The sequence below is a fragment of the Listeria aquatica FSL S10-1188 genome (assembly GCF_000525795.1).
In the GTDB taxonomy this organism is placed as follows: domain Bacteria; phylum Bacillota; class Bacilli; order Lactobacillales; family Listeriaceae; genus Listeria; species Listeria aquatica.
The window spans coordinates 139,667-164,758 of the sequence record NZ_AOCG01000002.1; the positions used below are offsets into that span (position 1 = coordinate 139,667).

24 protein-coding genes and 3 pseudogenes are annotated in these 25,092 nt (G+C 40.5%); 6 read left to right on the top strand and 21 right to left on the bottom strand.

Annotated elements, in window-relative coordinates:
* Window positions 1–167: 167 nt before the first annotated feature.
* The 5 genes and pseudogenes from MAQA_RS16525 to dltD all read left to right on the top strand — a co-directional run bounded on the left by MAQA_RS16525 (window position 168) and on the right by dltD (window position 4,593).
* Window positions 168–316, top strand: a pseudogene (locus MAQA_RS16525) (teichoic acid D-Ala incorporation-associated protein DltX).
* Window positions 317–349: 33 nt separating this feature from the next.
* The gene (gene dltA / locus MAQA_RS01480; RefSeq protein WP_036071005.1) at window positions 350–1,876 is read left to right on the top strand and encodes a D-alanine--poly(phosphoribitol) ligase subunit DltA; all 1,527 of its coding nucleotides are present in this window, start codon (window positions 350–352) and stop codon (window positions 1,874–1,876) included.
* A complete protein-coding gene (gene dltB, locus MAQA_RS01485) occupies window positions 1,873–3,063 on the top strand; it encodes a D-alanyl-lipoteichoic acid biosynthesis protein DltB (protein WP_036070596.1) in 1,191 nt (396 codons plus the stop codon). Before dltA ends, dltB begins: the two co-directional genes overlap by 4 nt.
* Before the next feature lie 15 nt (window positions 3,064–3,078).
* A complete protein-coding gene (dltC, locus tag MAQA_RS01490; RefSeq protein WP_036070598.1) occupies window positions 3,079–3,318 on the top strand; it encodes a D-alanine--poly(phosphoribitol) ligase subunit DltC in 240 nt (79 codons plus the stop codon).
* A gap of 15 nt (window positions 3,319–3,333) precedes the next feature.
* Window positions 3,334–4,593, top strand: coding sequence for a D-alanyl-lipoteichoic acid biosynthesis protein DltD (gene dltD, locus MAQA_RS01495; RefSeq protein WP_036070601.1), 1,260 nt, complete (start codon window positions 3,334–3,336; stop codon window positions 4,591–4,593).
* A gap of 70 nt (window positions 4,594–4,663) precedes the next feature.
* On the opposite strand, the gene MAQA_RS01500 is transcribed toward dltD, so the two are convergent.
* The 19 genes and pseudogenes from MAQA_RS01500 to MAQA_RS01580 all read right to left on the bottom strand — a co-directional run bounded on the left by MAQA_RS01500 (window position 4,664) and on the right by MAQA_RS01580 (window position 23,531).
* Window positions 4,664–5,650, bottom strand: a complete 987-nt coding sequence (locus MAQA_RS01500; RefSeq protein WP_036070604.1) for a choloylglycine hydrolase family protein — start codon at window positions 5,648–5,650, stop codon at window positions 4,664–4,666.
* Window positions 5,634–6,889: pseudogene (locus tag MAQA_RS01505) on the bottom strand (MFS transporter). Before MAQA_RS01505 ends, MAQA_RS01500 begins: the two are co-directional and overlap by 17 nt.
* 262 nt (window positions 6,890–7,151) lie before the next feature.
* A complete protein-coding gene (locus tag MAQA_RS01510) occupies window positions 7,152–7,706 on the bottom strand; it encodes a GNAT family N-acetyltransferase (RefSeq protein ID WP_036070607.1) in 555 nt (184 codons plus the stop codon).
* A 284-nt stretch (window positions 7,707–7,990) separates the two neighbouring features.
* The gene (locus tag MAQA_RS01515; protein ID WP_036070609.1) at window positions 7,991–9,268 is read right to left on the bottom strand and encodes a hydroxymethylglutaryl-CoA reductase, degradative; all 1,278 of its coding nucleotides are present in this window, start codon (window positions 9,266–9,268) and stop codon (window positions 7,991–7,993) included.
* Window positions 9,269–9,282: 14 nt separating this feature from the next.
* Window positions 9,283–10,776, bottom strand: a complete 1,494-nt coding sequence (locus MAQA_RS01520; protein ID WP_036070613.1) for an acyl-CoA carboxylase subunit beta — start codon at window positions 10,774–10,776, stop codon at window positions 9,283–9,285.
* Between the two features lie 7 nt (window positions 10,777–10,783).
* A complete protein-coding gene (locus MAQA_RS01525) occupies window positions 10,784–11,548 on the bottom strand; it encodes an enoyl-CoA hydratase-related protein (protein WP_036070616.1) in 765 nt (254 codons plus the stop codon).
* Entirely contained in the window at window positions 11,549–11,761 is a 213-nt protein-coding gene (locus MAQA_RS01530; protein WP_036070617.1) for an acyl-CoA carboxylase biotin carboxyl carrier protein subunit, read from the bottom strand.
* Window positions 11,761–12,922 (bottom strand): annotated as a pseudogene (locus MAQA_RS01535) (acyl-CoA dehydrogenase family protein). Before MAQA_RS01535 ends, MAQA_RS01530 begins: the two are co-directional and overlap by 1 nt.
* A gap of 128 nt (window positions 12,923–13,050) precedes the next feature.
* On the bottom strand, window positions 13,051–13,872 hold the full coding sequence (locus MAQA_RS01540) for an aldo/keto reductase (protein ID WP_036070618.1): 822 nt from the start codon (window positions 13,870–13,872) through the stop codon (window positions 13,051–13,053).
* A gap of 120 nt (window positions 13,873–13,992) precedes the next feature.
* On the bottom strand, window positions 13,993–14,130 hold the full coding sequence (locus MAQA_RS14510) for a hypothetical protein (RefSeq protein ID WP_159099947.1): 138 nt from the start codon (window positions 14,128–14,130) through the stop codon (window positions 13,993–13,995).
* Window positions 14,131–14,371: 241 nt separating this feature from the next.
* Complete coding sequence (locus tag MAQA_RS13415) at window positions 14,372–14,557, bottom strand: hypothetical protein (protein ID WP_052008393.1); 186 nt, start codon at window positions 14,555–14,557, stop codon at window positions 14,372–14,374.
* Window positions 14,544–14,921, bottom strand: coding sequence for a hypothetical protein (locus MAQA_RS13420; RefSeq protein ID WP_052008394.1), 378 nt, complete (start codon window positions 14,919–14,921; stop codon window positions 14,544–14,546). Before MAQA_RS13420 ends, MAQA_RS13415 begins: the two co-directional genes overlap by 14 nt.
* Before the next feature lie 3 nt (window positions 14,922–14,924).
* Window positions 14,925–15,611, bottom strand: a complete 687-nt coding sequence (locus tag MAQA_RS01550) for a YjjG family noncanonical pyrimidine nucleotidase (RefSeq protein WP_036070619.1) — start codon at window positions 15,609–15,611, stop codon at window positions 14,925–14,927.
* 123 nt (window positions 15,612–15,734) lie between these two features.
* Window positions 15,735–17,393 carry a peptide ABC transporter substrate-binding protein gene (locus MAQA_RS01555; RefSeq protein ID WP_036070620.1) on the bottom strand — a complete coding sequence of 553 codons (1,659 nt, stop codon included), beginning with the start codon at window positions 17,391–17,393 and terminating at the stop codon, window positions 15,735–15,737.
* Window positions 17,394–17,589: 196 nt separating this feature from the next.
* A complete protein-coding gene (locus MAQA_RS01560) occupies window positions 17,590–18,153 on the bottom strand; it encodes a GNAT family N-acetyltransferase (protein WP_036070622.1) in 564 nt (187 codons plus the stop codon).
* 70 nt (window positions 18,154–18,223) lie between these two features.
* Window positions 18,224–19,693 (bottom strand): cardiolipin synthase, encoded by a 1,470-nt coding sequence (cls, locus tag MAQA_RS01565; RefSeq protein ID WP_420911919.1) that lies wholly within the window; start codon window positions 19,691–19,693, stop codon window positions 18,224–18,226.
* A gap of 279 nt (window positions 19,694–19,972) precedes the next feature.
* Entirely contained in the window at window positions 19,973–21,859 is a 1,887-nt protein-coding gene (locus tag MAQA_RS01570) for a PTS fructose transporter subunit IIABC (RefSeq protein WP_036070627.1), read from the bottom strand.
* Complete coding sequence (gene pfkB, locus MAQA_RS01575; RefSeq protein WP_036070630.1) at window positions 21,856–22,779, bottom strand: 1-phosphofructokinase; 924 nt, start codon at window positions 22,777–22,779, stop codon at window positions 21,856–21,858. The genes MAQA_RS01570 and pfkB overlap by 4 nt, the downstream gene beginning before the upstream one ends.
* Window positions 22,776–23,531 carry a DeoR/GlpR family DNA-binding transcription regulator gene (locus MAQA_RS01580; protein WP_036070633.1) on the bottom strand — a complete coding sequence of 252 codons (756 nt, stop codon included), beginning with the start codon at window positions 23,529–23,531 and terminating at the stop codon, window positions 22,776–22,778. Before MAQA_RS01580 ends, pfkB begins: the two co-directional genes overlap by 4 nt.
* A gap of 242 nt (window positions 23,532–23,773) precedes the next feature.
* Here MAQA_RS01580 and MAQA_RS01585 point away from each other — a divergent pair, with 242 nt between their 5' ends.
* Window positions 23,774–24,148 carry an iron chaperone gene (locus tag MAQA_RS01585; RefSeq protein WP_036070635.1) on the top strand — a complete coding sequence of 125 codons (375 nt, stop codon included), beginning with the start codon at window positions 23,774–23,776 and terminating at the stop codon, window positions 24,146–24,148.
* Between the two features lie 76 nt (window positions 24,149–24,224).
* Here the strand turns inward: MAQA_RS01585 and MAQA_RS01590 are convergent, their stop codons facing one another.
* On the bottom strand, window positions 24,225–24,749 hold the full coding sequence (locus tag MAQA_RS01590) for an HdeD family acid-resistance protein (protein WP_036070638.1): 525 nt from the start codon (window positions 24,747–24,749) through the stop codon (window positions 24,225–24,227).
* A gap of 133 nt (window positions 24,750–24,882) precedes the next feature.
* Window positions 24,883–25,089: a heavy-metal-associated domain-containing protein gene (locus tag MAQA_RS01595; protein WP_036070641.1), complete on the bottom strand. Its 207-nt coding sequence runs from the start codon at window positions 25,087–25,089 to the stop codon at window positions 24,883–24,885.
* Window positions 25,090–25,092 lie beyond the last annotated feature (3 nt).

The window sequence follows — 25,092 nt, forward strand, 5'->3', positions numbered from 1 at the left end:
ATTACTCCTCCACTGACCGTAATCGCTAAATGTTTATTTTTCGCCACATGTAAGCGCTTCAACCTTACAAAAATGTAATTAGACATTTGCAAACCCCTGGGTTACATTATTAATTGAGTAAAAGCTTAATATTTGTAACACAATAGTAATATTAATGAGGTGAATACATGAACAAAGTCAAGCATTTTTTTCTGTCTTCCCGGAACGGTTTTTGTTTTAAAAAACAATCTTCTATTTAGCTGTCTTACTTGGCTTGCTCTGGTTTTACGGATTCAAAAATCCGAACAGTACAAACTTTATCTATAACGAATTTTAAAAAGAAAGGATGAATAAAATGAGTGTGCAAACCATGGCAACATCTATTGTCGAACGAATTGATGAATGGGCAGAACGAACACCTGACTTTCCTTGCTATGATTATCAGGGAAGAGCACTTTCCTATCTGGCACTCAAACAAATGTCAGATGCTCTTGCCAGTCACTTGTTGAAAAAGCTGAAGCAAACAGACAGTCCGATTGTTGTTTACGGTCATATGAATGAACTTATGCCCGTTGCATTTATGGCTTCACTAAAAAGTGGACATGCTTATATTCCAGTGGATATATCCATGCCAAGCGAAAGAATCGAACAAATCATTCAAGCATCCGAGCCTTCTATGGTTCTTGCTGTTGAAAGTCTACCTGAAGATGTACTTTTGAAAGCTCAAGTTATGACAAGAGCAGAAATAGATGAAGCGATTCAATCAGAAGTAGGCGTGCAAATTGATCGCAGTCATTTTGTAAAAGGTGATGCCAATCATTATATCATTTATACTTCTGGAAGCACTGGTATGCCTAAAGGAGTTCAAATCAGTCAAAATAACTTAGTCAGTTTTTCCAATTGGTTATTGCAAGACTTTTCGCTTCGTGAAGGAATGCGCTTCTTAAATCAAGCCCCATTCTCCTTTGACCTTTCTGTCATGGATTTATATCCTTGTCTCCTTTCTGGGGGAACACTTGTACCAGTTGACAAAACGATTACCTCTAATTTGAAAGACCTTTATAGCACACTGGGTACTTTAGATTTAAACGTTTGGGTTTCAACCCCTTCTTTTATGGACATTGCGCTTCTTAGTCCAGACTTTAACGCTGAAACTTGTAAAACTTTATCTTCCTTCATTTTCTGTGGTGAAGTCTTAACCAAAGAAACCGCACGCGAACTTCTGAAACGCTTCCCAGATGCTAAAATCTTTAACACATACGGACCAACAGAAGCGACCGTTGCAGTGACTGAAATGCAAGTAACTAAAGAAATAATTGATGCCTATCCAAGTTTACCACTTGGTAAAGTCAAACCGGATACCAAGCTTCTAATTGTAGATCCAGAAACCAAGCAAGAAGTTGCTTCTGGTGAAAAAGGAGAAATTGTTTTAGTAGGACCTAGTGTTTCAAAAGGTTACTTAAACGAACCAGAAAAAACGGCAAAAGTCTTTGAGCACACAAATGAAGCTAATGCGTACTTTACAGGTGACTGCGGTAGCATTCAAGATGGCTTTCTTTTCTTCTATGGTCGGCTTGATTTTCAAATTAAACTTCACGGCTACCGAATTGAGCTAGAAGATATTGAAAACAACTTAAAAGAAGTCAGCTATATTCGCTCGGCTGTTGTAATTTCTAAAATTGTCAGTGGAAAAGTTGATAGCTTAGTGGCTTTTGTTGTCCCTAATCCACATTCTTTTGACAAGCCGTTTAAGCTAACTAAAGCGATTAAAGAAGAACTCCAAGTGAAGATGCCAAGCTATATGATTCCGCGTAAATGGATTTATAAAGACGAGTTTGCACTTACGAATAACGGAAAAATTGATCGCAAAGTTTTAAATGACGAGGTGAACGAATGACAACCCCATACGGTACAATATTTTACTTTGCAATCCTGGCTCTTTTTATCGCGCCTATCGTGATTGCAAATTTAATGGGGAAAAGACTTCCCGTTTATAACGCATTTGTAACGTTACTCTTTATTTTCTTTATGTTTTCAAGCAACATGGTACAAGGTATTGCCTTTATTGTTTTCATTTTTTGGCAACTTGTGGTCGTCCGGTTTTACTTTAATTACCGGCGCGTTCAAGGAAAAAATCATGGTGGCATTTTTGTATTAGCAGTGATTTTATCTATCCTGCCGCTGATTATAGTAAAAGTGCAACCTTTGCTTGAAAGTCAAACAACACTCGTCGGGTTTCTCGGCATTTCGTATTTGACCTTTAAAGCGACCACAATGGTAATGGAAATTCGCGATGGACTCATTAAAGAATATGATTCCACACAATTCGTCAATTTCTTGCTATTTTTCCCAACTATTTCTTCTGGTCCAATTGACCGGTTCAGACGCTTTCAAAAAGATGTCACAAAACCAGTTGATCAGGAAAAATACTTGGGGCTTTTAAATCGAGGTATTTTTTACATCTTCCTTGGTTTTCTGTACAAATTTATTATCGCTTATTTGATCGAAACCTACTGGAAAGGACCACTTGAGTTCAATGTCTTGCATCATGTTGACTTTGGTTCTAGCTTGTTCGGCTATATGTATGGCTACAGCATGTATCTCTTTTTCGACTTTGCTGGGTATAGTTTATTTGCCGTCGGTGTTTCGTACTTACTTGGTGTGAATACGCCAATGAACTTTAATAAACCATTTCTCGCTCGCAATATTAAAGACTTCTGGAATCGTTGGCACATGACACTATCCTTCTGGTTCCGAGATTTCATCTTCATGCGACTTGTCTTCTGGCTAACAAAGAAAAAATGGTTCAAAAGTAAGTTTACAATTGCCTACATTGCCTATTTCGTAAATTTCTTCGTGATGGGAATCTGGCACGGTCTACACTGGTATTATATTGTTTACGGTCTTTATCAAGCCTTGCTAATTGTCTGCTTTGATATTTTCGAACGTATCAATAAAAAATATAAGTTTTATCCAAAAAATAAAATCACTTATGTCATCGGAATGTTCATTACCTTCAACTTCGTTTGTTTTGGTTTCTTGATCTTCTCCGGCATATTTGACAAATTAATCAATTTAAACTAAAGGTGGGAATTAATTATGGCTTTTCGTGACGAAGTTTTAGATATTTTAGAGGAAATCACAGAATCTGAAGAAGTAAAAGAAAATACAGATGTACAACTATTTGAAGAAGGACTCCTTGATTCGATGGCAACTGTCCAGCTACTTGTTGAAATTGAAAACAACCTTGACATCACAGTTCCTGTTTCTGAATTTGAGCGCGACGATTGGGCAACTCCAGAAATGATCATCAAACAGCTTGAGGCATTAAAAGGATGAAAAAAAAAGCTTTGGATGATTTTTGGGCCGATTTTAGTGGCAGGTTTTATCTTCCTATTCATTTTATTTGGACCAAGCGCCATTTTTGGTGGTGTCTCCGAACGAGCTGTTAGTGAAGGGGCAACTTCAATGAGCCCCGCCGTGGTTGGTGGAGAAGAGATTCAGCGTGTAGCTTTTGAATCTGATAAGTATTTACCAATTTTTGGTTCATCGGAACTTTCACGAATTGATCCGCTTCATCCAAGTGTCTTTGCTAAAAAATATAAAACCGGCTACACACCCTTTTTAATCGGTCGACCAGGCACTCAGTCGCTCTATCATTACTTGGATATTAACATGCTAGAAAATGAACTAAAAAATAAGAAAGTCGTCTTTGTTTTATCACCTCAGTGGTTCCAGCCAAAAGGGGTAGACGATAATCACTTTGGCGCTACATTTTCACCAATTCAAGCCTATACATTTGCGTTACAAGATGAAAAGGAAACGCCTGAACGTCGCTACGCTGCACGCAGATTGTTAAGTTTTAAAGTCGTTCAAAATGACGCAACTCTTTCGAAACTGCTTGAAAATATCGCAACAATTGGTCCTAATAAGCCACACAGTCCGTTTCTTACAAAAAGAGCTGGTGAAATTCAGTATCGTGTTTTAAAACGCAAAGACGAACTGCAATCAAAGTTTGTAACAGGATCTAAACAAGCAAAAATCGACAAAGAAGTAAAGCAACTACCGGATCAACCAAACTTTAAAGAGTTAGATGAGTTTGCAAAATCACTTGGTGAAAAACAAACTGATAACAATGATTTCCATGTAAAAAATCACTACTATACTAAAAAAATCAAACCTATTGAAGAGAAATTAAAAGATAGCAAGAAAGATTTAAGTTACGTAGAATCTCCGGAATACGATGATTTACAACTTATGATGGATGCCCTTAAGAAGGTGCACGCAGATGTGTTATTCGTAAATCCACCGATCAATCGTGAGTGGACAAACTATCTTGGAATGGATCAATCAAAACTTCATAAGTACTATGAAAAATCAGAGGCTCAGGTTAAAAAAAATGGATTTAAATACCTTTCCTTAGAAGAGTATTCCGATATGCCTTACTTCTTAGAAGATCCGATCCACTTAAGTTGGCGCGGATGGGTTCAAGTAGACAAATCTTTAAATCGCTTTATGAAAGAGCCACTTCCGGTTCATTATCCGAAAAACAGATCCAAAATACTATTTTTAAAAAAGCAACCCTTGCAGAAAAAATTTAAAAACAAGAACTAAAAAAAGAAAAAATTAATTTAAAAAAGCGAAACGCGTTAGAAGATAGTATCTTCTAACGCGTTCGTTTTTGTTATTTTAGGGGAGTCATTTTAGCAACTTGCTGTTCGGATATGATTTGAAATCTAGTCGGTTCAGTTACCTTTTCAAGCGATAACATTTGTATTTGCCGATTATCATATAAATGGACATACAGTGCTTTTTCTTTTAAATCATACGCTGAGGTATATTGTGTAAACTGCACTTTATGGTTATCGCCCGATACCACTACACCTTTTGGAATATCAAAACTATCTAAAACATGGAAAATCAATTCAATTGCTTTATCATCATCTACAGGATCTGAAAATTGGTTTAAAAAAGTCGCGCGGACAAAACGAGAATGAGGCGTGAAGTCTCCTGGAATACCATAAAGTCCATTTCCCTTTCCTGAAGAAAAGATATTTGCCTCGCCGATTTTACGAGCCGGGGCAATTTCCTGACTTAATCCTACATAATTTTCGAGATTCGTTACGTGCCAATCAAATTTGGGGCTATTCGTAAAGGTTCCCACTAAATTATCATAGATTTCAAAACTACCTGGAATAGATGGCTCAACAACAAGCGACTTGCCGGACAAATCTTGAAAAACATAGTGCTGCGGGAGTGAGGTTCCAAGCATTCCACCGTCCGATGAAATTGCTACTTCGGCTAAGGCTTTTTCCCGCACTTCTTCAACATTTTTACAGTTTGCAAGTGCCCAGGTCACAAACTCTTCCCCTGCAAGCGGCAACTTACCTGCGGCTTCGATCTCACTTTTTGGTTCGTAGCGATTGACATTGCCAAAATAAAATGAACCGCCAGCTAACCCTGCATCGTTAACACCATCAACGACCATATCAGCTCCTTTTATGGAAACTCCTACAAAGGAATGTTTAGCCACATACTCTGTAAGTGATGCTTGAATCACTGTTTGAGCAGGTATAATTAATCCAAGATACTCTAAATCCATATCAAATTCTTGGGTTCTTCCCCAAAAAGGATTTCCTTGCTTCGAAAACACACTAATTCCTGTACACATATTTATCTTCTCCTTTTACACAAGTTGTTTTTGTTTTTTTCCGTTTTCCTCTAATCATAAGAACCGCCAAGCCGCCAAAAAGAAAAGTACCTGCTAGGAATAGAAAAGCGGACTGATACGAGCCTGTTTTTTGGACAAGCGCCCCAATAATCATCGGCGCAAAAAAAACCACCGAATACGCCACCCGCATTTACCGTTGCATACTTAGTTGCCACTTCATCTGGTCGGAACAACTGATGCGGCAAGCTCATCAATGTCGAAAAGGCGATGATACAAAGCATGTTAGCAATACAAAGCATGATGATTGATGTCAGTAAACTTTGCATCATAAAAACGCCATAAATACAAAGCGCTCCAACCAGGCCAGAAAGAACAATGATGTGCTTTTCTTTTCCTCTGAAAAATCGTCCAATCAAATATCCACCTAAAACGCCTGCAAGTAAAATGAAGACCCCCGTTAAAGAACTCACGTAGCCGACTTGATCAATAGGAAGCCCGCGAGCTTCACTTAAATAAGAAGCAAGCCAACTTGTTAAGCCGTAAACCGACGCATTCATAAGAAACGCAGCGATCACGAGCACCCAAATCACAGGATCTTTAAGAATTTGGAGAAATGAAAGGCTTTGCTTAGTTTCCTTCGTTCCACTCTTTGCTGTTTTAGTTTGCTTAGGCAATATTAAAAGCGAAAGGCCTATCAAAATAACGATGCCACCCATTATGTAATAGGTGTTGCGCCAACCCACTGTTGTCAAAAGCGGAGCCACAAGTAGTGGTCCAATAAACATTGCAAAACCTGATGAAGAAATCATGATCGTTTGTGCAAATCCTTTTTTCTCAGCTGGAACATTTGTCGCGATAAAACCACTCACAGAAGGGGGATATCCAGCGTGAGCAAGTGCACCCGTCAAAAAGCGAATAATCACTAAAAATAACAATGAAAAACCAAAGCCAAAGATCATTAAAAAAAAGACCCACTCCAACGAGTGAAAAAACAAGTACAATCTTAGAACCAAATTTATTGCTCAAATAGCCCATCGGTATTTGCATGATCGTATAGCCAAGGAAAAAAGCACCTAAAATAATTCCTTTTTCACTCGGATCAAAACCAAGATCTTTTGATATCGTTACTAGTGAGATTCCGATCGTATATTTATCTACATAAACACACGTATAGCCAATAAATAAAAGAAGCAGTAGAAAAAACGATTGATTAGCTCTTCCCTCTTTTTCAGTTGTCACGGCAAATTGCCCCTCTCTTTGATTTATTCTCTTGTTTCTACCGTCTAGCAACCTAAAACTGCACCCCATTTGACTGCGCTTACATTCATCTCCTCTCTAAAAGGCAAATTACTTCTATCACGACAATTATATCACCAGATAGCTTTTCAAGATAGATAATTAACAAACTAAAGTTTTATTTATCAAATTAGTTAACAAATTTGTCAAAAATAAAGAAATCCTTGCGATGCAAGGATTTAACAATCTTTACCGGCCGCCCGATTTAACCTTTAATAAATTCATTTTTTAAGAGCGCGTAGGTGTTTAAATCTGTAAATTCATCATAAAGTTTCTTGGCCTGTCTAAATGTTCCTTCTTTTTGAAACCCACTTTTTTCAGCCACACGATTACTGGCTACATTAGTTATATCCGCTACAATCGTCAAGCGGTTTAGCTTCATCTCTAGAAAAGCAACTTCACAAACAGCTCGCACCGCTTTTGTCGCAATGTTTTTCCCGCAATGAGTAGAACTCACCCAGTAACCAATCTCCGCACATTGATCGCTTAAACTCATGAAATGCAAATCAATCGCGCCAATAATTTCGTCATCAAAGGCAATAAAAAACAAGCGGTCTGTTCCTTTCATGTAGCCATCTAATTTCATTTTTATGTAGGCGCTCTCGTCTTCTGGGCTTTTTGTGCTATCTACGAAATCCAAAAATGTTCGCAAATGATCGCGATTTTTATCGAGCACATCAAAAACCTCTGTTGCCATCGAAAGACTCGGTTGAACCAAGCTCAACTGTTCATCAACCATTAATTTAAAAGCTTTCTCCATTTGCAGCTCCCCCTAAGTTCAAATTTTTCGTTCAAACATTGCTAAAAGTCAGATTTTTCTTTTCATAGTAACATATCTCCGCTTTTTGAACAACAAAAAAAGCATTGCAAGGATATGGTCGTAGAAAAGAGAGTTCTAAACAACTTAGGGAGCCTTGCAATACTTTATTTAATCATATCCTATTTCTAAAAAGAAGTCTGTGACAAATTTGTGAATAATTTATGAATTTATAGCCTTTTGTGTTGCTTTTTCGGTCCCATAAGAATAAATTATGAGACTTTTACTCAATTAGACGATAAATCACGCATTTTTTGCAAAATCTCAGAGGCACTTGTAAGACTCACACTGCGATTTTTCAGCAAAATTTCTGCCACTCGTTCCACTTCCGCTCCGACTGCTCCAGCTGCGATCGCCGTTGATTTGGCTTGTAGTGACATATGACCGCGCTGAATCCCTTCAGTAACTAGTGCACGCAAAGCCGCAAAGTTTTGCGTAAGCCCCACCGAAACAATGAACTCGGCAAGTTCACTCGCTGATTTCACACCCGAAATTTTTTTTGAAAGGGAGACAAGTGGGACAATCCCAATTGAACCACCGACCATGGCAACTGGCATGGGAAGCGTGAGTTCACCAACCAGCTCCCCCGCATCAGAAACTGACCAACTACTCATCGGTTGATACGTACCCGTTTTTGCTGCATAGGCATGTGCCGCTGCTTCCACCGCACGGGTATCATTACCAAAAGCAAGAACAACTGCATCCACACCGTTCATGATTCCTTTATTATGCGTTGTCGCTCGGTAAATATCGGCTGACGCAAATTCGTAAGCACGAACTATACGATCACGAACTTCTTCTCCACTAAAGCCCTTTCCTGAAATCAAGTCAGGTGAGATCACACACTTAGCCGTTGCCGTTGCTTGATCGACCAAATTGGTCAAAATCCGCATTTCCGCGATTCCACAAGAGAGTTCTTCAAGCCTCGGAGCAAGGGCTTCTACCATTGTATTGATCATATTGGCTCCCATCGCTTCAAGTGTTTCAACCGATATATGCACAACTAAAAGCGTCTCCCGCACCGTCTTTACCTCTCGAACAGTCAAATCAACAGCACCGCCCCCGCGCTTTTGTAAAGACGGATAGGCACTATTAGCAAGAAACAATAGCTCTGTTTTCTGCGCCAAAATGGCAGCCCGACTTTTCTTGACATCTTTTATCCCGCATAGCTCAATTTGCCCTGTCATTTCACGTGAACGCGACTCGGCCTTGATTCCCCCAGCTTGACGAATCAACTTTCCTGCTCCACTTTGTGCAGCAATCACAGAAGGTTCTTCCGTTGCCATTGGAACGAGATAATCCCGACCATTCATTCGCATGTTTAATCCCAGTCCAAATGGCACTCCATAAGTCCCAAGTAAATTTTCTACCATATGATCTGCTGTCTCAAAAGAGAGTGCCCCTGCTTGGTCAAACAAAGCACGTTCCTCATCAGACAATCCGCACAGCTCTTGAACCGCATCTAGTCGTTCTGTTCGCGTTTTCTTATAAAAGCCCTCAAGCATTTTTTCTCACCTACCTACATCGGATAAATTTTATGTGTCTGCGTCGTCTCCCGTTTATCCTCATAAAATGTAAAGCGCATCTCAAGTTCCTGACGCAATTTTTCCGGTGCAACGATTGCATCCACAATAAGTTCAGAAGCTTCTTGATAAATATTAATTTCCGCTTGATATTCTGCCGTTTTTTCCGCGATAAACGCCGCACGTTCCTTTTCATCTAACTCCGCAATCTTTCCTGCATAAACCGCATTAACAGCCGCATCAGGCCCCATCACCGCCACCTCAGCCGAAGGAAGCGCAAGAACTGCATCTGGCTCAAACGCCGGACCAGCCATCGCATAAAGACCTGCCCCGTATGCTTTGCGTACAATCACAGAAATCATCGGAACCGTTACATCACTTACAGCTGCAATCATTTTTGCCCCGTGACGAATAATTCCTGCCCTTTCAACTTGTGAGCCGATCATAAATCCAGGTACATCCGCTAAAAACAAAAGTGGGATCCGGTAAGCATTACAAATCTGGATAAACTTCGTCGCCTTATCCGCAGAATCTGGGAACAGCACGCCGCCCTTTACGATCGGCTGATTCGCCACAACGCCAATCGATTTTCCGTTCAAACGAGCAAACCCCGTAATCAGTTCCTTGGCAAACAGCGCTTTTATTTCAAGAAAACTATCTGCATCGACAAGCGCTCCAATGACTTGATACATATTTAGTGGAGCGTTGGGGTTTTCTGGAATGAGCGAACCAAGATCTTGCCCATTGGGAAGGTTAGGAATTTCCCCATCTGCCTCATCTAAAACTGCTAAATACCGTCTAGCAAAAAGAAGAGCCTCATCCTCTGATTTCGCAAGGACATCGCCACATCCCGATACCGTACAGTGCATCCGTGCTCCACCCATTTCTTCAAGCGACACCTTTTCACCAATGACCTTTTCCGCCATTCGTGGTGACCCTAGATACATTGAAGCATTTCCTTCCACCATGACCACAATATCACAGAAAGCAGGTATGTAAGCTCCGCCTGCAGCAGATGGACCGAATAGCAAACAGATTTGCGGGATTTTTCCAGCAAGCTGCACTTGATTGTAAAAAATTCGTCCAGCTCCCCGTCGCCCTGGAAACATTGCGACTTGATCTGTAATGCGCGCCCCTGCGGAATCCACAAGGTAAAACAGCGGAAGTCCCAATCGCCCTGCCGTTTCTTGCATCCGAACGATTTTCTCTACCGTTTTTGTTCCCCATGAGCCAGCTTTCACCGTCGAATCATTAGCAATTACCGCCACTTTTCGCCCATTCACAAAACCCAAACCGGTTACGACCCCGTCCGCCGGAAGTCCTTTTGCTTCACTTTCCGCAAACAAACCATCTTCTTGAAAAACGCTATCCGTATCGAGCAGTAGTCGAATCCGCTCACGAACAAACCGTTTACCTTTTTCGCTATTAGCTTGATGATATTTGGCTTTACCGCCCGCTTTAATCTTCTCTATCCGTTCATTCAAGTCCACTATACCGTTACCTCCCTTGAAATTTGGCTCTCCGCTTCTCTTGAAAAGCCAAAAGCCCCTCACGTCTGTCCGCCGTTGGAATCGTCTTTAAATAGCCTTCTTTTTCTAGCAAGAAGGCGTCCTTCTCAGGCAATTCGCTTGCTCCGCCGATCACTTCCTTGGCAATTTGAACCGCAATGGGCGCATTCTTTGCCAGCTGCTCCGCCCAGTTTAGCGCCGTATGGAGAGCATCTTCCGCTACTTGATTCACTAAACCAATCTCAAAAGCAGTTTCAGCCGTTACTTTCTTCGCCATCAAAATCAGCTCCATTGCTTTGCTTTTTCCTACAAGCCTTGTGAGCCGTACCGTTCCAAAAGAACCCGGAATAATGCCAAGGCTTGTTTCCGTAAGCCCAAGTTTCGCTTCTGGCGCCGCAATTCTAAAATCGCATGCGAGGGCGAGTTCAAGCCCGCCTCCAAATGCGCCACCTTTTAAAACGGCAATCGTTGGACACTTTAGCGCTGCCACTTGCGCACATACCGACCGAATCCGTTCTACAGCGGGCCAAACTTCATCCTCACTTAAACCTGCTCGTTCCGACAAATCTGCCCCAGCCGAGAATACGCGTTCGCCACTTCCTATAATGAGAAGCGCACGAACTGGCTTTAATGTTTGGAGCGTCTGCTCTAAATCAGCAAGCATTTCCTTTGAAAGCGCATTGGCCTTTTCAGGGCGATTTAGTGTCAAAATGGCTACTTCATTTTCTAAGTATTCCAAGTTGATCAGTGCCATTTAATCAAGCATCCCGATCGTATCATTTTCATTTACAAACTCGCCTTCTGTAACTGACCATTCTACAATTTTCCCCGTATTTGGAGCTTCAACAGGAATCAGCATCTTCATGGATTCAATTTCTGCCAAGACTTCTCCTTTTTCCACTTCGTCCCCTGCATGTTTTTTAAATTGATGAAGTGTTCCTGTAATGACCGCACGAATTTCTTCCATTATTTGTTCTCTCCTTCTTCCTTAAATAGTTGTCTTGCAATCACGAGACGCTGAATTTCTGATGTGCCTTCACCGATTTCAAGAATTTTAGCATCCCGAATCAAGCGTTCAACTTCTGCAGGTCGCATATAACCTGTCCCACCTAAAATTTGCATTGCCCGGTTAGCGTTTCTAGTAGCTGTTTCCGATGCAAAAACTTTTGCCATGGCGGCTTCCTTAATATAAGTTTCTCCGGCATCTTTGAGTAAACAAGCTTTTTGAACAAGCAATCTTGCAGCCTCCGTTTCAGTCAGCATATCCGCAAGCTTAAACTGAACAGACTCAAATTGCCGAATGGGACCGCCAAACTGAACGCGTTCCCCGGAATGACGGAGCGCTTTATCAAACGCGTCTTGCGCAAGGCCAACTGAAATCGCTGCAATCGAAATGCGGCCGCCATTTAGCACATTTAGCAACTGTTTCAAACCATCCGTTTCTTGCCCTAATAAGTTTTTTTTGCGGGACGTGCACATTTTTAAAAGTGATTTCACCCGTGTCGGATGAACGAGCGCCCATTTTATCATACGGGCTCGTCACGGTAATTCCTTCTGTATTAAGCGGTACAACAATCGCCGAAATAATTTTTTCGCCAGAAGATGTATAGCCCGTGATCGCCGCAACCGTGATGATAGAAGCGTAGTTCGCATTTGTAATCCACTGCTTGGTTCCATTCAAAATATATTCATCGCCCACTTTTTCAGCCTTCATCTCGATTCCCTTCGCGTCAGAACCTGCTGTTTTCTCTGTTAGTCCAAACGCTGCCAGTTCGTGGCCCTCTGCAAGCGGTCGTAAAAATTTCTCTTTTTGTTCGGGTGTTCCGTATCTTGCAATCGGTTCTGTTCCGATCGAAACCGTTGCGACATAACTCAGCGCAACGCCTAAACTTGCTCGAGCAATTTCCTCAGCGGCAATCATGTAAGCAAGTGTTCCCATGCCTTTACCGCCATATTCCTCAGAAAAAGGTAGCCCAAGATAGCCTCGTTTTCCCATTTCTGCAAATAATGCGCGCGGGAAACGTGCCTCTTTATCGAGCTTATCCGCCATAGGACGAATTTTTTCTTCCGCAAAAGCACGTACCTCTTTTTTTAGCGCGACAAGTTCCTTTGAAAATTCAAAATCCATGTTGCTTCCTCCTTCTTGGATTGTAAAATTACTTCCCTTCAATGATAACTATTCTCATTTTGAAAAGCAATTTTCAGGATTGCAAAAAAATCCTGCACAAGGCTACCTTGCGCAGGATTTTAGCTTCTTTAGAAATTAAAATTGTCTGGATCTGGACCCGTTCTTTCGTCTTTATTCATCCCTGAGATTGCAAGCATATCTTCCTCAGAAAGTTTAAAGTCGAACACATCCGCATTTTCCAAAATCCGTTCCTTGTGAACCGATTTTGGAATCGTCACAATCCCATTTTGCAGATCCCACTTAATAATTACTTGAGCTACGGATTTTCCGTATTTATCTGCAATTTTTTTAAGTTCAGGATCGCTTAACATTTGACCATTTCCAAGCGGCGACCATGCTTCAACAACAATTTTATGGTCGCGACAGAATTTCCGAAGCGGCTCTTGCGTTAAATGCGGGTGAAGCTCGATTTGGTTCACCATTGGAACAATATCTGCATCTGCAATGAGTTCCTTCAAGTGATGCTCTTGGAAATTACAAACTCCAATCGCCCGAATTTTACCATCTTGGTAAAGTTGTTCAAAAGCACGCCACGTATCTTTGAATTTCTGAGCAACTGGCCAGTGAATCAAATAAAGATCAAGATAGTCGGTCCCAAGTCGTTTAAGGCTTGCTTCAAAAGCTTCGATCGTTGCATCATAGCCTTGATCAGCATTCCAAAGTTTACTTGTAATAAAGAGATCTTCACGCTTTATTCCCGACTCCTTAATTGCTTGTCCGACGCCAGCTTCATTTCCGTAAGCTTTTGCCGTATCAATGGCCCTGTACCCAGCTTGAAGTGCCCATTTAACGGGATCAATCACTTCTTTGTCATCCACTTTCCAAACACCGAAGCCAAGGCGAGGCATTTTCACGCCGTTAGCGAGTTCAACGGTTTCTGTTATACTCATTCTCTTCACCTTCCTATTCTTTACGACTTTATTTTATACCCTTCTAAATGAATTTCAAATCATCCGCTCACAAATTTCATTCACCATTAAAGAGATAACCCGTTCCCCAAATCGTTTCAATTAGCCGATTCTCTCACTGGAATGTCTCTTTTCCTTTGTGCTTTCTGCCTGTGCTTGTTCCCCGTCTGCTTGCCCCATTCCACAACCTGAAATAATAAGCCCCGCTCCTAAAATAGCAATCATCATTTTTTTCTTCATTTTTTTCAGCTCCTCTTTCTTTGATAATTTTATTATAGGAGAGAGTTCTAAACTGCCAATAAACCAATTCTTAAATAATTCTTAAATCCCAAAAAAAGCTTGCCCTCATTCGGACAAGCTTTTGCGTTTGTTTTTTCGCTTACGAACAACTACAAAAATGATTCCCGCAAACACTATAAGTAGAATCCCTGCAAAAATAGCGATATTTAGCACATTCGGAACGCCTACTTCCACAAACAGTTTATTTTTTTTGATCGAGTGGCACTTTCCAAGTTAGCTGTCCGCCATCTTCCCGGTCCGCATTGCTATCTTGAACTTGCGAAATCGGCAAATCGAGCACAAAAGTATAATCAATCTGTGCAAGCACTTTCTCTGGAATAGGGATTTCTCCACTGCCCAACTCTCCAATAAGTTTAGGAATATCCAAATTCGCTTCCACCCGGTAAGAAGTCATAAAAAAAACCACGTTTCTCCCGGATTTTCACGCCATATTTTGCAAGTTCCTGCTTTGAAAGCGCCTGTTGATCCATTTTCTTCACTTTTTTACGAACTAGAAAATGTGTGGTTGACTCTTTTTTAACTGAAAAACCTTGCTCTTTCAATTTTGCTTGAATATCACCGCTGACCTGCTCAGAAAAAAGCCCTGCTAGTTTCGAAAGTTTGATATCAAAAGTGAGTTCAGCGGAACGATCACGATTCACCTTCACTGTATTTGTCACACTAGCACAGCCAGCTAAAAATACGACTAGTACTAACAACCATAAAACAAGAATTCGTCCTTTTCCTTTCATCGCTTACCCCACAACAATCTTCGGAAGCTCTTCGAGTGATTCAATTTCAAAAGTTGGTGTGTTTTCAGAGCTATTAATATCTTTATGCGGATTAAACCAACAACTATCTAGTCCAACTAAATTCGCCCCGCGAATATCTGAGCTAAGCGAATCACCAATAATCAGACTTTCTTGTAAAGAAAAAGCCGGAATTCGTTCAAAGCAATATTTAAAGAATTCAGGCATTGGTTTTTGAAACCCTGTATCTTCTGAGACAAAAATCCCCCGAAAATATTGATCCATTCCAGAATCCTTCAAACGTCTGTATTGTGTCTTCGATACACCATTTGTCACGATATACAAATCAAATTCCCGGTACAACCTTTCAATTAGCGGTTTAGCTCCATCAATCAACTGATGCCCGTCTTCAAGAAACTCTCGGTACCGACTTTCCATCGCAAAACCATCCACTTGTTTATTAAATTCCGCAAATACTCGTTTAAAGCGCGTATTTAAAACTTCTTCACGAGAAATTTCTCCACGTTCAAATTGACGCCACAAACCCGCATTCAGGTTTTTATATACCATTAAAAGCTCCTGACTAGCATCAATTTTTTCACTTTGAAACAAACGCTTTAAAGCACTATCTTCAGCCACTTTAAAATCAAGCAACGTATCATCCACATCAAAAAGTAACGTCTTATACCCCATTTCCCAAGACTCCTCTCAAAACTCTGTTCTCAACAAATCCTATCATAAAACGCGTCCCCTTGCCATTAAAAGTTCCCATTTAAAACAAAAACTTGCTGGCCTTTTGGCCAGCAAGTTCCTATCTTATTTCCATTCAATCCACTTATAGCTATAAGGAGCACCAAACAAGTGATGAACCATCCCAGTTAAGTTTGACTTTTGAAGTGCTGCCGTTCCATTTTGATAAAGTGGAGCGATCCCAGCATCATCTATCAAAATTTTCTCTGCATCAATCATCGTTTGCCACCGCTCTTCTGGTTTAGTTGCAAGCGTAGTTGAAGCTTCATTTAAAAGCTTATCATATTCTGCATTTGAATAATTCGCTCGATTATAGTTGTTGTTTGTAATTTGCGTCGCAAGGAATGTGATGGGATCTTGATAGTCTGGCCCCCAGCGCGTCAGTTGAAGCGTGTAATCCTTATCTTCATCCAGTTTTAGCCGTGACTTATAAGGAACCGTCTTAATTTTCACTGTCACACCGTCTAAGTTTGACTGCAAGGCATTTTGGATGAACTCCCCAGATTTCTTGTTAAAATCTTGGTCATCAACAAGAAGTTCCACCGTAATTTTATCCAGTCCCAGTTCTTTTTTCGCTGTTTCCCAGTATACTTTTGCTTTTTTCGCGTCTGTTTTGACTAACGCCCCACTTTCTTTCCGGAAATCTTCTTTAGTTTCTGGATTGAACGTGAATTTTTCTGGCACATACCCTTCAGCCGGCTTCGAACCATTTCCAAGAACAGTATCGACCAATTGTTCACGATCTAGCGTAAGTGCGAAGGCTTGACGCGCATTTTTATTCGCAAATAGGGTATCTTTTCCATCTAGTTTTTGATTAAATTTCAAATAGTAAACAAAAGCTTCTAGTTCAGTTTTATAATCCTGGTCTTTTTGTTTCTGCTTAGCGTAATCACCCGTAAGTGTTGCCCGGTCCAGCTTCCCAGTATTGTAAAGATTAACCGCTGCACCAGGTTCTTTTACCACTTGCACATTAATTTGGTCCACTTTCGTTTGCTTTTTGTTCCAGTATTTATCATTTTTCTTGAACGTCCACTTTTTGCTTGTGTTTGTCCAGTCTTTCATCACAAATGCACCATTATAAATCATATGTTCACTGTCTTTAGCATAATCTTTCCCTTGTTTTTCCACGTACTCTTGTTTTTGTGGATAAAACGTCGGGAAAGTAAGTAGTGAAAGGAAATAAGGCGTCGGTTGCTCAAGAGTAACCTCAAGCGTTTGATCGTCCTTTGCTTTTACACCCAGTTCTTCAGGTTTTTTCTTCCCTCCAATAATATCCCCAGCATTTTTCACAACTCCTTCAAAAATGCTAGCATATTCCGCAGCAGTTTCAGGATTCACGATGGTTTGCCATGCATATACAAAGTCATGTGCTGTAACAGGGCTCCCATCGCTCCACTTCGCATCCTTACGAAGCTTCATCGTATAAACCGTTTGGTCTTTGTTCACTTCTGGTTCCCCAGCTGCAACGCCTGGTGTCACTTGATCTTTTTGATTCAAATAATAAAGTCCTTCAAAAGCTTGATTGATAGCTGTAAAACTTACGCCATCTGTGCCTTTCTTCGAGTCCATTGAAGGAATCTCAGCTAATTCCATCAGATTTACAACTTTCTTTCCATTTTCACTTGAGCCACTTTTCGAACTAGAATCACTGTTTCCTCCGCATGCAGACAAAACAAAGCTGATAATCATGATGCTCGAAATAAGCCAAATACCCTTCTTTCTCATACAAAACTCCCTTTCTTTTTTGTTAGTCACACGCGAAATAGTTGTTTTCAAAAATCATAATAGATTTTATACATCAAATTTTCAGTGTTTTTATATATTAGCATATTTATGATAAATAAAAAAGGGGAATTTTCAGTGTTTTTAAAAAAGATGCAAAAAAAAAGAAATCACAGCGATTAAACTGCGATTTCTTTTCTTAAATTCTTTTTTGCATATGGTCGTATAAGTGTCCACTCAAAACGATTTCTGAAGTGGCAACGAACCCTTGCCGTTGATAAAGCTTTTTGGCTTTCGGGTTGGCTTTATCGCAACTAAGACCGATTAATTTTTCACCTTCAGATCGAGCGATTTCCGGTAATGCTTCAAGCAGTTGCGTCCCGATCCCTTTACCGCGAAAACGAGAATCTGTCACAATCGAGTCTAAATACCATTCACCTGGAAATGTTTCTTTTTCAGTAAATACAGGAAACGTATAATTCAACTTATTTCGTTTTGCAAGGACTTGCCAAGGCTCATCGATAATTGGTTCATCTTCACCAGGATACCCCGCCACAACGCCTGCAATTTCGCCCTTTTCTTCAAAGACATGCATTCGGTTATATCCGTAGCGGTAATCGGGTACAGCAATTCCCTCTTGAAGAGTAGCTAAAATCGCCTCTTCAGAGTCTGCCTCCAAAATAGGAAGTTCCATATCCTTCCAAATAGTGAGTAAAAGTGGTGCGATTTGTTCAGCATCTGCTGGTGTCGCTTTTCGAATCATTTTATACAATCCCCCAAAACTAATTAACGTTAGGTTAATTATAACATGCTTCCAAAAATCCGTCTATGACTCATAAAATTGGTGAAAGCAAACTTGATAAGTTTTCTTTCATTTTCGTAAACGTAGATTTCTTATCCATATCAGCCATCGTATACAAATGGCTTTCTGCAAAATCTCGTTCAAAGTCTTGTTGCATTTTAAGAATGGCATCATCACGATCATATAAAAAGACCATCAGTTCATGATTTAAACGGAAACTTCTTACATCAAAGTTTGCCGTTCCAACTGCACCGCGTTCACCGTCGACAAGCACTTGCTTCGCATGGATGAAGGAATCATCACGATAAGCATAGACTTTGGCTCCCGCTTCAATCATTGTTTCAATATTTCCATTGCTACCATAAAAAGAAATGCCTCGGTCACCTTTTCCTGGCAAAATGATTCTCACATCAATCCCACTCATGGCTACACGTCTGATCACGGCAAGAGCTTCCTCATCTGGCACAAAGTAAGGAGAGGTTATCCAAACAGATTCTTTAGCCGAATCCATTAAATCAAGCAATGCATCTCGAACCCATTTTTCTTTATCATACGGTCCGCCGTAAATAACTTGCGCCCAGTTATCACCTACTGGTTCTGGTGAAAAGTATCTTGCTAATCCTGCAGAATCAACAAACGGCTTTGCAGAATCGGCTTTGTTTTCCATATACACCCAGTCAACCAGAAATGATTCTTGAAGCTCCATAACAGCTGGACCTTCAATTTTAATATGGGTATCACGCCAAATAACGAACTCTTTCGAATTACTTCGATATTCTTCTCCGACATTCAAGCCCCCTGTAAAGCCAATTTGACCATCTATAACCACCATTTTTCGGTGATTTCTCAAATTAGCTGTCCGCGCAATCCAGATAGAACCAAGTGGATCAAAAGCATGAATCTTAATCCCAACTTTTCGCATCGGCGCTAAAAAATGTTCCGATAATTTTGAGGATCCCCATGCATCATACATGAATTTCACTTCTACCCCAGCTTCTGCACGTTCGATTAAAAGATCTCGGATTTCCTGTCCGATTGCATCTGACCGGTAAATATAATATTGAATATGGATATGATTTTGCGCTTGTCGCATTGATTCAAGTAAAGCAGGGAATGTTTCTTCTCCATTTGTAAGCAAGGTCAACCGATTTCCGTTAACAGGTTGAATATGCGTAAGATGCTCAATTCGTTTTGATAAATGTGGTGGTTTCTGACCCTTTGTATAGGGTGCTAACTCATGGATTGTATCTGTAATGCGATCCATTTCTTCAATCTGATTGTGTTGAAAAATGCGATTTTGTGGATTTCTACCAAAGAACCAATAAATAATAACACCAAATATAGGTAAAATGAAGATTGCTGCAATCCAAGCGATTTTTGATGAAGTTACGCGACGGTCAAAGAAAAGCAACCGAATTGCAATAATCATCCCACAAAGCTCAACAAAAATACCGGCACTGTATAAAATAATGGATGACCATTGTTTTAAGACAAATCCAATAATCAGGATAAGTCCAATCAGTATGACTAACTGAAATCTTTTTTTTCATTTTTTTTTCCCCTTTTCCCAAGTTTCGCTTTCTATTGTATGTAAATTTCGTTTAAGATTCAATCTAAAACCCCATCTTTCAAAATTCTCCATCTAATAAAGCGAACCAAATTTAAAGATACCTTGAAATTGGGTAGATGGGTACTCAAAAAATAGTTTTTCAAAATAGGAATATTGATGACTTGCTAAAAAGACGTAGGTGAACAATCACCTACGTCAGACGGATAGATTTTACGCATTTTCACGTGGTTTTTTCCAAAGCCCGTAAATCAAGCCTGAGATGACCATCCCGATTAAAATTGCGGCTAAAAACATCAGCGGTTTATTCGCAAGGAAAGAAACAAAAATACCGCCGTGAGGTGCTGGTACATTGACAGCCCAAATTTGTGTGAGCGCACCAGCTATCGCTGAACCAATAACAGAAGATGTGATTACACGAAGCGGATCAGCTGCTGCAAACGGAATGGCACCTTCTGTAATAAACGCGAGTCCAAGAACATAGTTTGTGATCCCAGATTGCCTTTCTTGTTCAGTAAATTTATTTTTAAAGAACGTTGTCGCAAGTGCAATCGCAAGCGGTGGAACCATCCCACCGGCCATAACAGCCGCCATAAATGCGCCATCGCCTGTCGACGTAAATACACCGATCGCAAATGTATAAGCTGCTTTATTAAATGGACCACCCATGTCGATCGCCATCATCCCACCAAGCACAAGTCCAAGAATAGCAGCATTTGCTGTTCCTAATCCTTCTAGTTGCGTTGTTAAGAACGAGTTGATTACCTTAAAAATCGGATTGACAATAAAGTACATCAAAGCCCCAGAAATCAAGAGCCCAAAAACAGGATAAAGCAGAATCGGTTTCAGTCCATCAAGCGAGCGTGGTAAGCCACGGAACAAGCGTTTCAAACCAACCACTACGTAACCAGCTAGAAAACCGGCGGCAAGACCGCCGAGGAAACCTGCACCAGAATTAAGAGCCATCAAACCGCCTACCATACCAGGCATAAGTCCCGGACGGTCTGCAATACTGCTTGCAATAAAACCAGCGAGAATCGGAATTAGGAATAGAAACGCCCCAGTTTCTCCCCCAGAAATCGTCGAAAGCATATTGAAAATAGGACTTTTTGGATAAAATTGCTCGATTAGGAAGGAAATCGCCATAAGAATCCCGCCGCCAACAACAAATGGCAACATGTGCGAAATCCCATTCATCAAATCTTTATAAATTTTGCTTCCAACCGAAACTTTTTCGCCCTCCGCTTCAGTTTGTTCTCCATTTGGATCTGCGTGGTAAACTGGTGCTTCTTGTTTTAGTGCTCGATTAATCAATTCTTCTGGCTTACGAATCCCATCACTAACCGGCGTTTCCAAAACATGTTTCCCATCAAAGCGAGCCATCTCCACTTTTTTATCTGCCGCAACAATGACACCAGAAGCCCGTTCAATGTCTTCACTTGTCAACCGGTGTTTAATACCTTCCGAACCGTTTGTCTCAACTTTAATTTGCACGCCCATTTCCTTGGCTTTTGCTTTCAAAGCATCCTCTGCCATGTACGTGTGAGCAATCCCAGTTGGACAAGCTGTAACTGCAATAACAAGAGGCTCATCTGTTGCTTTTGCTTCTGCTGGCTTTTCAGGCTCAGCTTCCACTTGTTCTGATTTCGCTTGTTCAGCATCAAAAAGTTGAACGACTTCATCCGGTGTTTGCGCATTTTTTAGGCTATTTACAAAATCTGGATGCACAAGGAGACGAGATAAAGCAGCGAGAGTTTCAAGATGGGTTTCATTTGCCCCGTCTGTTGCTGCAATCATGAAAAACAAGTGTGCCGGCGCCCCGTCAAGGGATTCATAGTCAAGCCCTGCTTCGCTCTTTGCGAAAACAACAGTCGGCGTATTCACCGCTTTTGTCTTCGCATGTGGCATCGCGATCCCATCGCCAATTCCCGTTGAGCTCTGCGCTTCACGCTTCATAATTTGTTCTTTAAACAAAACGGGATCATTTATCTTTCCATGCTCTTCAAGCGAGGCAATCATTTCATCAATCGCGCCTTCTTTTGTTGTCGCTTTTAAAGACATGATCATAACATCTTTACTGAGTAAGTCCGTAATTTTCATTTCGAATCCTCCATTTTTACGATTTCCACTTGCGGTAAGATTTCTTCAATCCGCTTCGCTTCTGCAAGATCAGTTGAAAAAGCTGTCGCAGTTCCTGTTGCAACACCAAGACGGAACGCTTCTACAGCATCACCAGACTGATGAAACTTCCCAACAAAACCAGCAATCATCGAATCTCCAGCACCCACGGAATTTTTTACTTTGCCTTTAATGGGTTTCGCAAAATAAACTTCGTCTCCTGAAAAAAGTAAGGCGCCGTCTCCTGCCATCGAAACAATCACGTGTTTCGCTCCCATTTCTAGACACTTTTTACCATATGGAATCAAATCTTCTTTTGTCTCAAAATTCACATGGAACAAATCAGCGAGCTCATGATGATTTGGTTTAATCAAAATCGGTTTTTTAGGAAGTGCAGCAAGAAGCTCTTCCCCAGTCGTATCAATCATGAAATCAGCTTTTTTCGCCTGAGTAAATTCAATAATTTTATCATAAAAGTTTTTCCCAAGCGAAGGCGGGACACTTCCTGACAAAATCACGATATCGCCAGCACCAATTCCAGCAAGGGTTTCAAAAAAATGCTTTTGTTCGCTTTCTGTCACAACTGGACCAAGCCCGTTAATTTCGGTTTCTTCCCCAGATTTCAGCTTGATATTGATGCGCGTATCATCAAGAACTGGCGCAAAGTTGGTTTTGACCCCTTCTTTTTTCAACCAGTCCGCAATGAAACCGCCCGTGAAGCCCCCGAGGAAGCCGCTCGCTTTTGACTCAATTTGAAGTTGACCAAGTACACGTGAAACATTAATACCTTTTCCACCAGGAAGCTTATGGTCTTCCTTCATTCGATTTAATGCACCAATTGAAAAATTTTCTACTTCGACAATGTAATCAATCGAAGGGTTAAGTGTCACTGTATAAATCATTTTTCTACCTCGATTATCTTGGTTTTTTGGATAAAGGTTTCTCGGTTTTGTTCCTCTGGTAAAAAGTCTGTGATAATCACAGCTTGTTCCAGTTCAAACATTTTCGCAAAATTTGCTTCGCTAAATTTCGAATGATCCGCTAGCACAAAAGATTGTTCTGCTAAATGAACTGCTGCCCGCTTTAAAAAAGCTTCTTCAGGGTCAGGCGTCATAAACCCACTTCGTTCATGAATGGCATTTGTCCCCATAAAAACTTTATCAAAGTGATAATTTTGGATATTATCAAGGGCCACGGCACCAATCACTGCTTTTGTATGAGCTTTCATTTTCCCGCCTAGCAAGTAGCTATCAATTTGAAGCTGAACGAGCTTTTCAATATGCATCAAACCATTTGTGACAACGGTTACTTTCTTGTCCTTCAAAAAAGGAATCATCTCAATTGTCGTAGAGCCAGCATCCAAGTAAATAAAGTCATTCGTTTCAACTTGTTCCGCCGCATATGCAGCAATTTCACGTTTACTTTGAATGTTTTTGAAAGATTTTTCATTCATGCTTGGTTCCAAATTGTGTTGCTTCACAAGTTTAGCCCCGCCATGAACACGTTCAAGTAATCCATCTTCTTCAAGTTCAATCAAATCTCGGCGAATCGTTGACTCAGAACAATTGAGTTTTTCCACCAGATCCGTTAACTTCACAACGCCAAAGTGCTCTAAAGTGCTAAGAATTCGTTCCTTCCGTTCTGCATTTAGCATTTCCTTTGCCTCCATCCATTTGTAGTTTACCATCATATTCATTCAAAAACAATCATTTTCTTTCTTTTTTATTCATTTTCTTTCTTCATTTTACCATAAAATAAAGAGCTAGCTTGGTCTTCTTTAAGTGCAATTCGTTGAAATGTGCTTTTTTACCCTGAAAATTGTGTTTTTTCTGGTGTTTTATAAAAGGGCTTGGTAGACTACTAATAAGCAAACCTTTTCGAATTAGGGGGATAAAAATGGAAACATTAACGGAATACTTAGACACGCTTGAAATGCCAGAGCAGCGTGCTCGCATGGTGGAGATTTTTGATTGGATAAAAGAAAGCTTCCCGGATCTCGTTCCAGTCATCAAATGGAATCAACCAATGTTTACTGACCACGGCACTTTTATCATTGGCTTCAGCACTTCCAAAAAACATATCTCGGTAGCGCCTGAGGTGAAGACCATGAAGAAATTTGAAGAAAAAATAGCAGATGCTCATTACGGAGCTACTTCCAACTTGTTTCGAATCACTTGGATACAACCGACCAATTTCGATTTATTGAAAGAAATTATCGAATTTAATGTGACTGATAAACAAGATCATACAAAATTTTGGCGAGAAGCTTGATTGCGCAAGAACTGCAACACCGAAATAAAAGCACAAAAAAAGGATTAGCTGTTTTCAGCTAATCCTTTTTTAGAACTTATTTCGATCTACCAGTTACAAATGCTGTAGCGATAGCACCGATTCCTTCGAGAATGAAGAAAAATCCCATCAACAAGACGATACCAAGTGCGCTCACAACTGGATTGAATAGGGCGATAAAACCAAGTATGATTCCAACAATCCCGATAAAGAGCACAAAGCCCCAACTTGAACCTCCAGCTTGTTTAAGCGTAAATGCGCCGATCGTCCGAACGATTCCAGCGAAAAGAACCCACATTGCAAACACAAGAATGAGCGATGCGGCTCCAGCAAATTGATTGGCCAACATCAAAATACCAAGTAACGTCGATAAGATCCCGTCTGCTAGTACCCAACCGGACAAGTGACGTTCACTTTCAGTAAAGTATGAAATGATGTGGAAAATCCCCGATATCAAGAGTAGTAAACCAATCACAACGTTGAGTGTCAACAAGGATGCTACTGGATTGAACATCACCCAGAATCCCATGATGATCATCGCTATTCCCGCTAGAACGATTAAAATTTTTGTAAAAGTCTTCATACATTTCCCCTCTCTTCTTATTACTCTTGAATATTACCTCATTTTTAAGTTTTTGAAACCCAGAATTCCTCTTTTAAAAAAAATAAAAAAAGGTGCCCTACTTACCTTTTAGGCAAATCGGACACCTTTTCTTTTAAATTTCAGCGACGACTATAAACTTAGTTCCATCAAGCGCTTGATTCAAGCGTTCCACTGAAACCTCTTCTCCTGTCACTTTAGCTTGTTTCTTTTCTAGATCCACATCAACAGATGCAACACCTGGAATTTCTTCGAATGAAGATTTGACGATATTTTTGCAACCATCACATTTCATCCCACTAATACTGACCGTTTTTTCCATTTC

Bases quoted from the DNA above. Each gene is read 5' to 3' on its own strand.
- dltA (WP_036071005.1), top strand. From the start codon at position 350: ATGGCAACATCTATTGTCGAACGAATTGATGAATGGGCAGAACGAACA.
- dltB (WP_036070596.1), top strand. From the start codon at position 1,873: ATGACAACCCCATACGGTACAATATTTTACTTTGCAATCCTGGCTCTT.
- dltC (WP_036070598.1), top strand. From the start codon at position 3,079: ATGGCTTTTCGTGACGAAGTTTTAGATATTTTAGAGGAAATCACAGAA.
- dltD (WP_036070601.1), top strand. From the start codon at position 3,334: ATGATTTTTGGGCCGATTTTAGTGGCAGGTTTTATCTTCCTATTCATT.
- MAQA_RS01500 (WP_036070604.1), bottom strand. From the start codon at position 5,650: ATGTGTACAGGAATTAGTGTGTTTTCGAAGCAAGGAAATCCTTTTTGG.
- MAQA_RS01510 (WP_036070607.1), bottom strand. From the start codon at position 7,706: ATGGAGAAAGCTTTTAAATTAATGGTTGATGAACAGTTGAGCTTGGTT.
- MAQA_RS01515 (WP_036070609.1), bottom strand. From the start codon at position 9,268: ATGCTTGAGGGCTTTTATAAGAAAACGCGAACAGAACGACTAGATGCG.
- MAQA_RS01525 (WP_036070616.1), bottom strand. From the start codon at position 11,548: ATGGCACTGATCAACTTGGAATACTTAGAAAATGAAGTAGCCATTTTG.
- MAQA_RS01530 (WP_036070617.1), bottom strand. From the start codon at position 11,761: ATGGAAGAAATTCGTGCGGTCATTACAGGAACACTTCATCAATTTAAA.
- MAQA_RS01540 (WP_036070618.1), bottom strand. From the start codon at position 13,872: ATGAGTATAACAGAAACCGTTGAACTCGCTAACGGCGTGAAAATGCCT.
- MAQA_RS14510 (WP_159099947.1), bottom strand. From the start codon at position 14,130: ATGAAGAAAAAAATGATGATTGCTATTTTAGGAGCGGGGCTTATTATT.
- MAQA_RS13420 (WP_052008394.1), bottom strand. From the start codon at position 14,921: ATGAAAGGAAAAGGACGAATTCTTGTTTTATGGTTGTTAGTACTAGTC.
- MAQA_RS01550 (WP_036070619.1), bottom strand. From the start codon at position 15,611: ATGGGGTATAAGACGTTACTTTTTGATGTGGATGATACGTTGCTTGAT.
- MAQA_RS01555 (WP_036070620.1), bottom strand. From the start codon at position 17,393: ATGAGAAAGAAGGGTATTTGGCTTATTTCGAGCATCATGATTATCAGC.
- MAQA_RS01560 (WP_036070622.1), bottom strand. From the start codon at position 18,153: ATGATTCGAAAAGCGACACCAGCAGATGCTGAACAAATCGCACCACTT.
- MAQA_RS01570 (WP_036070627.1), bottom strand. From the start codon at position 21,859: ATGAAAATTACGGACTTACTCAGTAAAGATGTTATGATCATGTCTTTA.
- pfkB (WP_036070630.1), bottom strand. From the start codon at position 22,779: ATGATTTATACAGTGACACTTAACCCTTCGATTGATTACATTGTCGAA.
- MAQA_RS01580 (WP_036070633.1), bottom strand. From the start codon at position 23,531: ATGCTAAATGCAGAACGGAAGGAACGAATTCTTAGCACTTTAGAGCAC.
- MAQA_RS01585 (WP_036070635.1), top strand. From the start codon at position 23,774: ATGGAAACATTAACGGAATACTTAGACACGCTTGAAATGCCAGAGCAG.
- MAQA_RS01590 (WP_036070638.1), bottom strand. From the start codon at position 24,749: ATGAAGACTTTTACAAAAATTTTAATCGTTCTAGCGGGAATAGCGATG.
- MAQA_RS01595 (WP_036070641.1), bottom strand. From the start codon at position 25,089: ATGGAAAAAACGGTCAGTATTAGTGGGATGAAATGTGATGGTTGCAAA.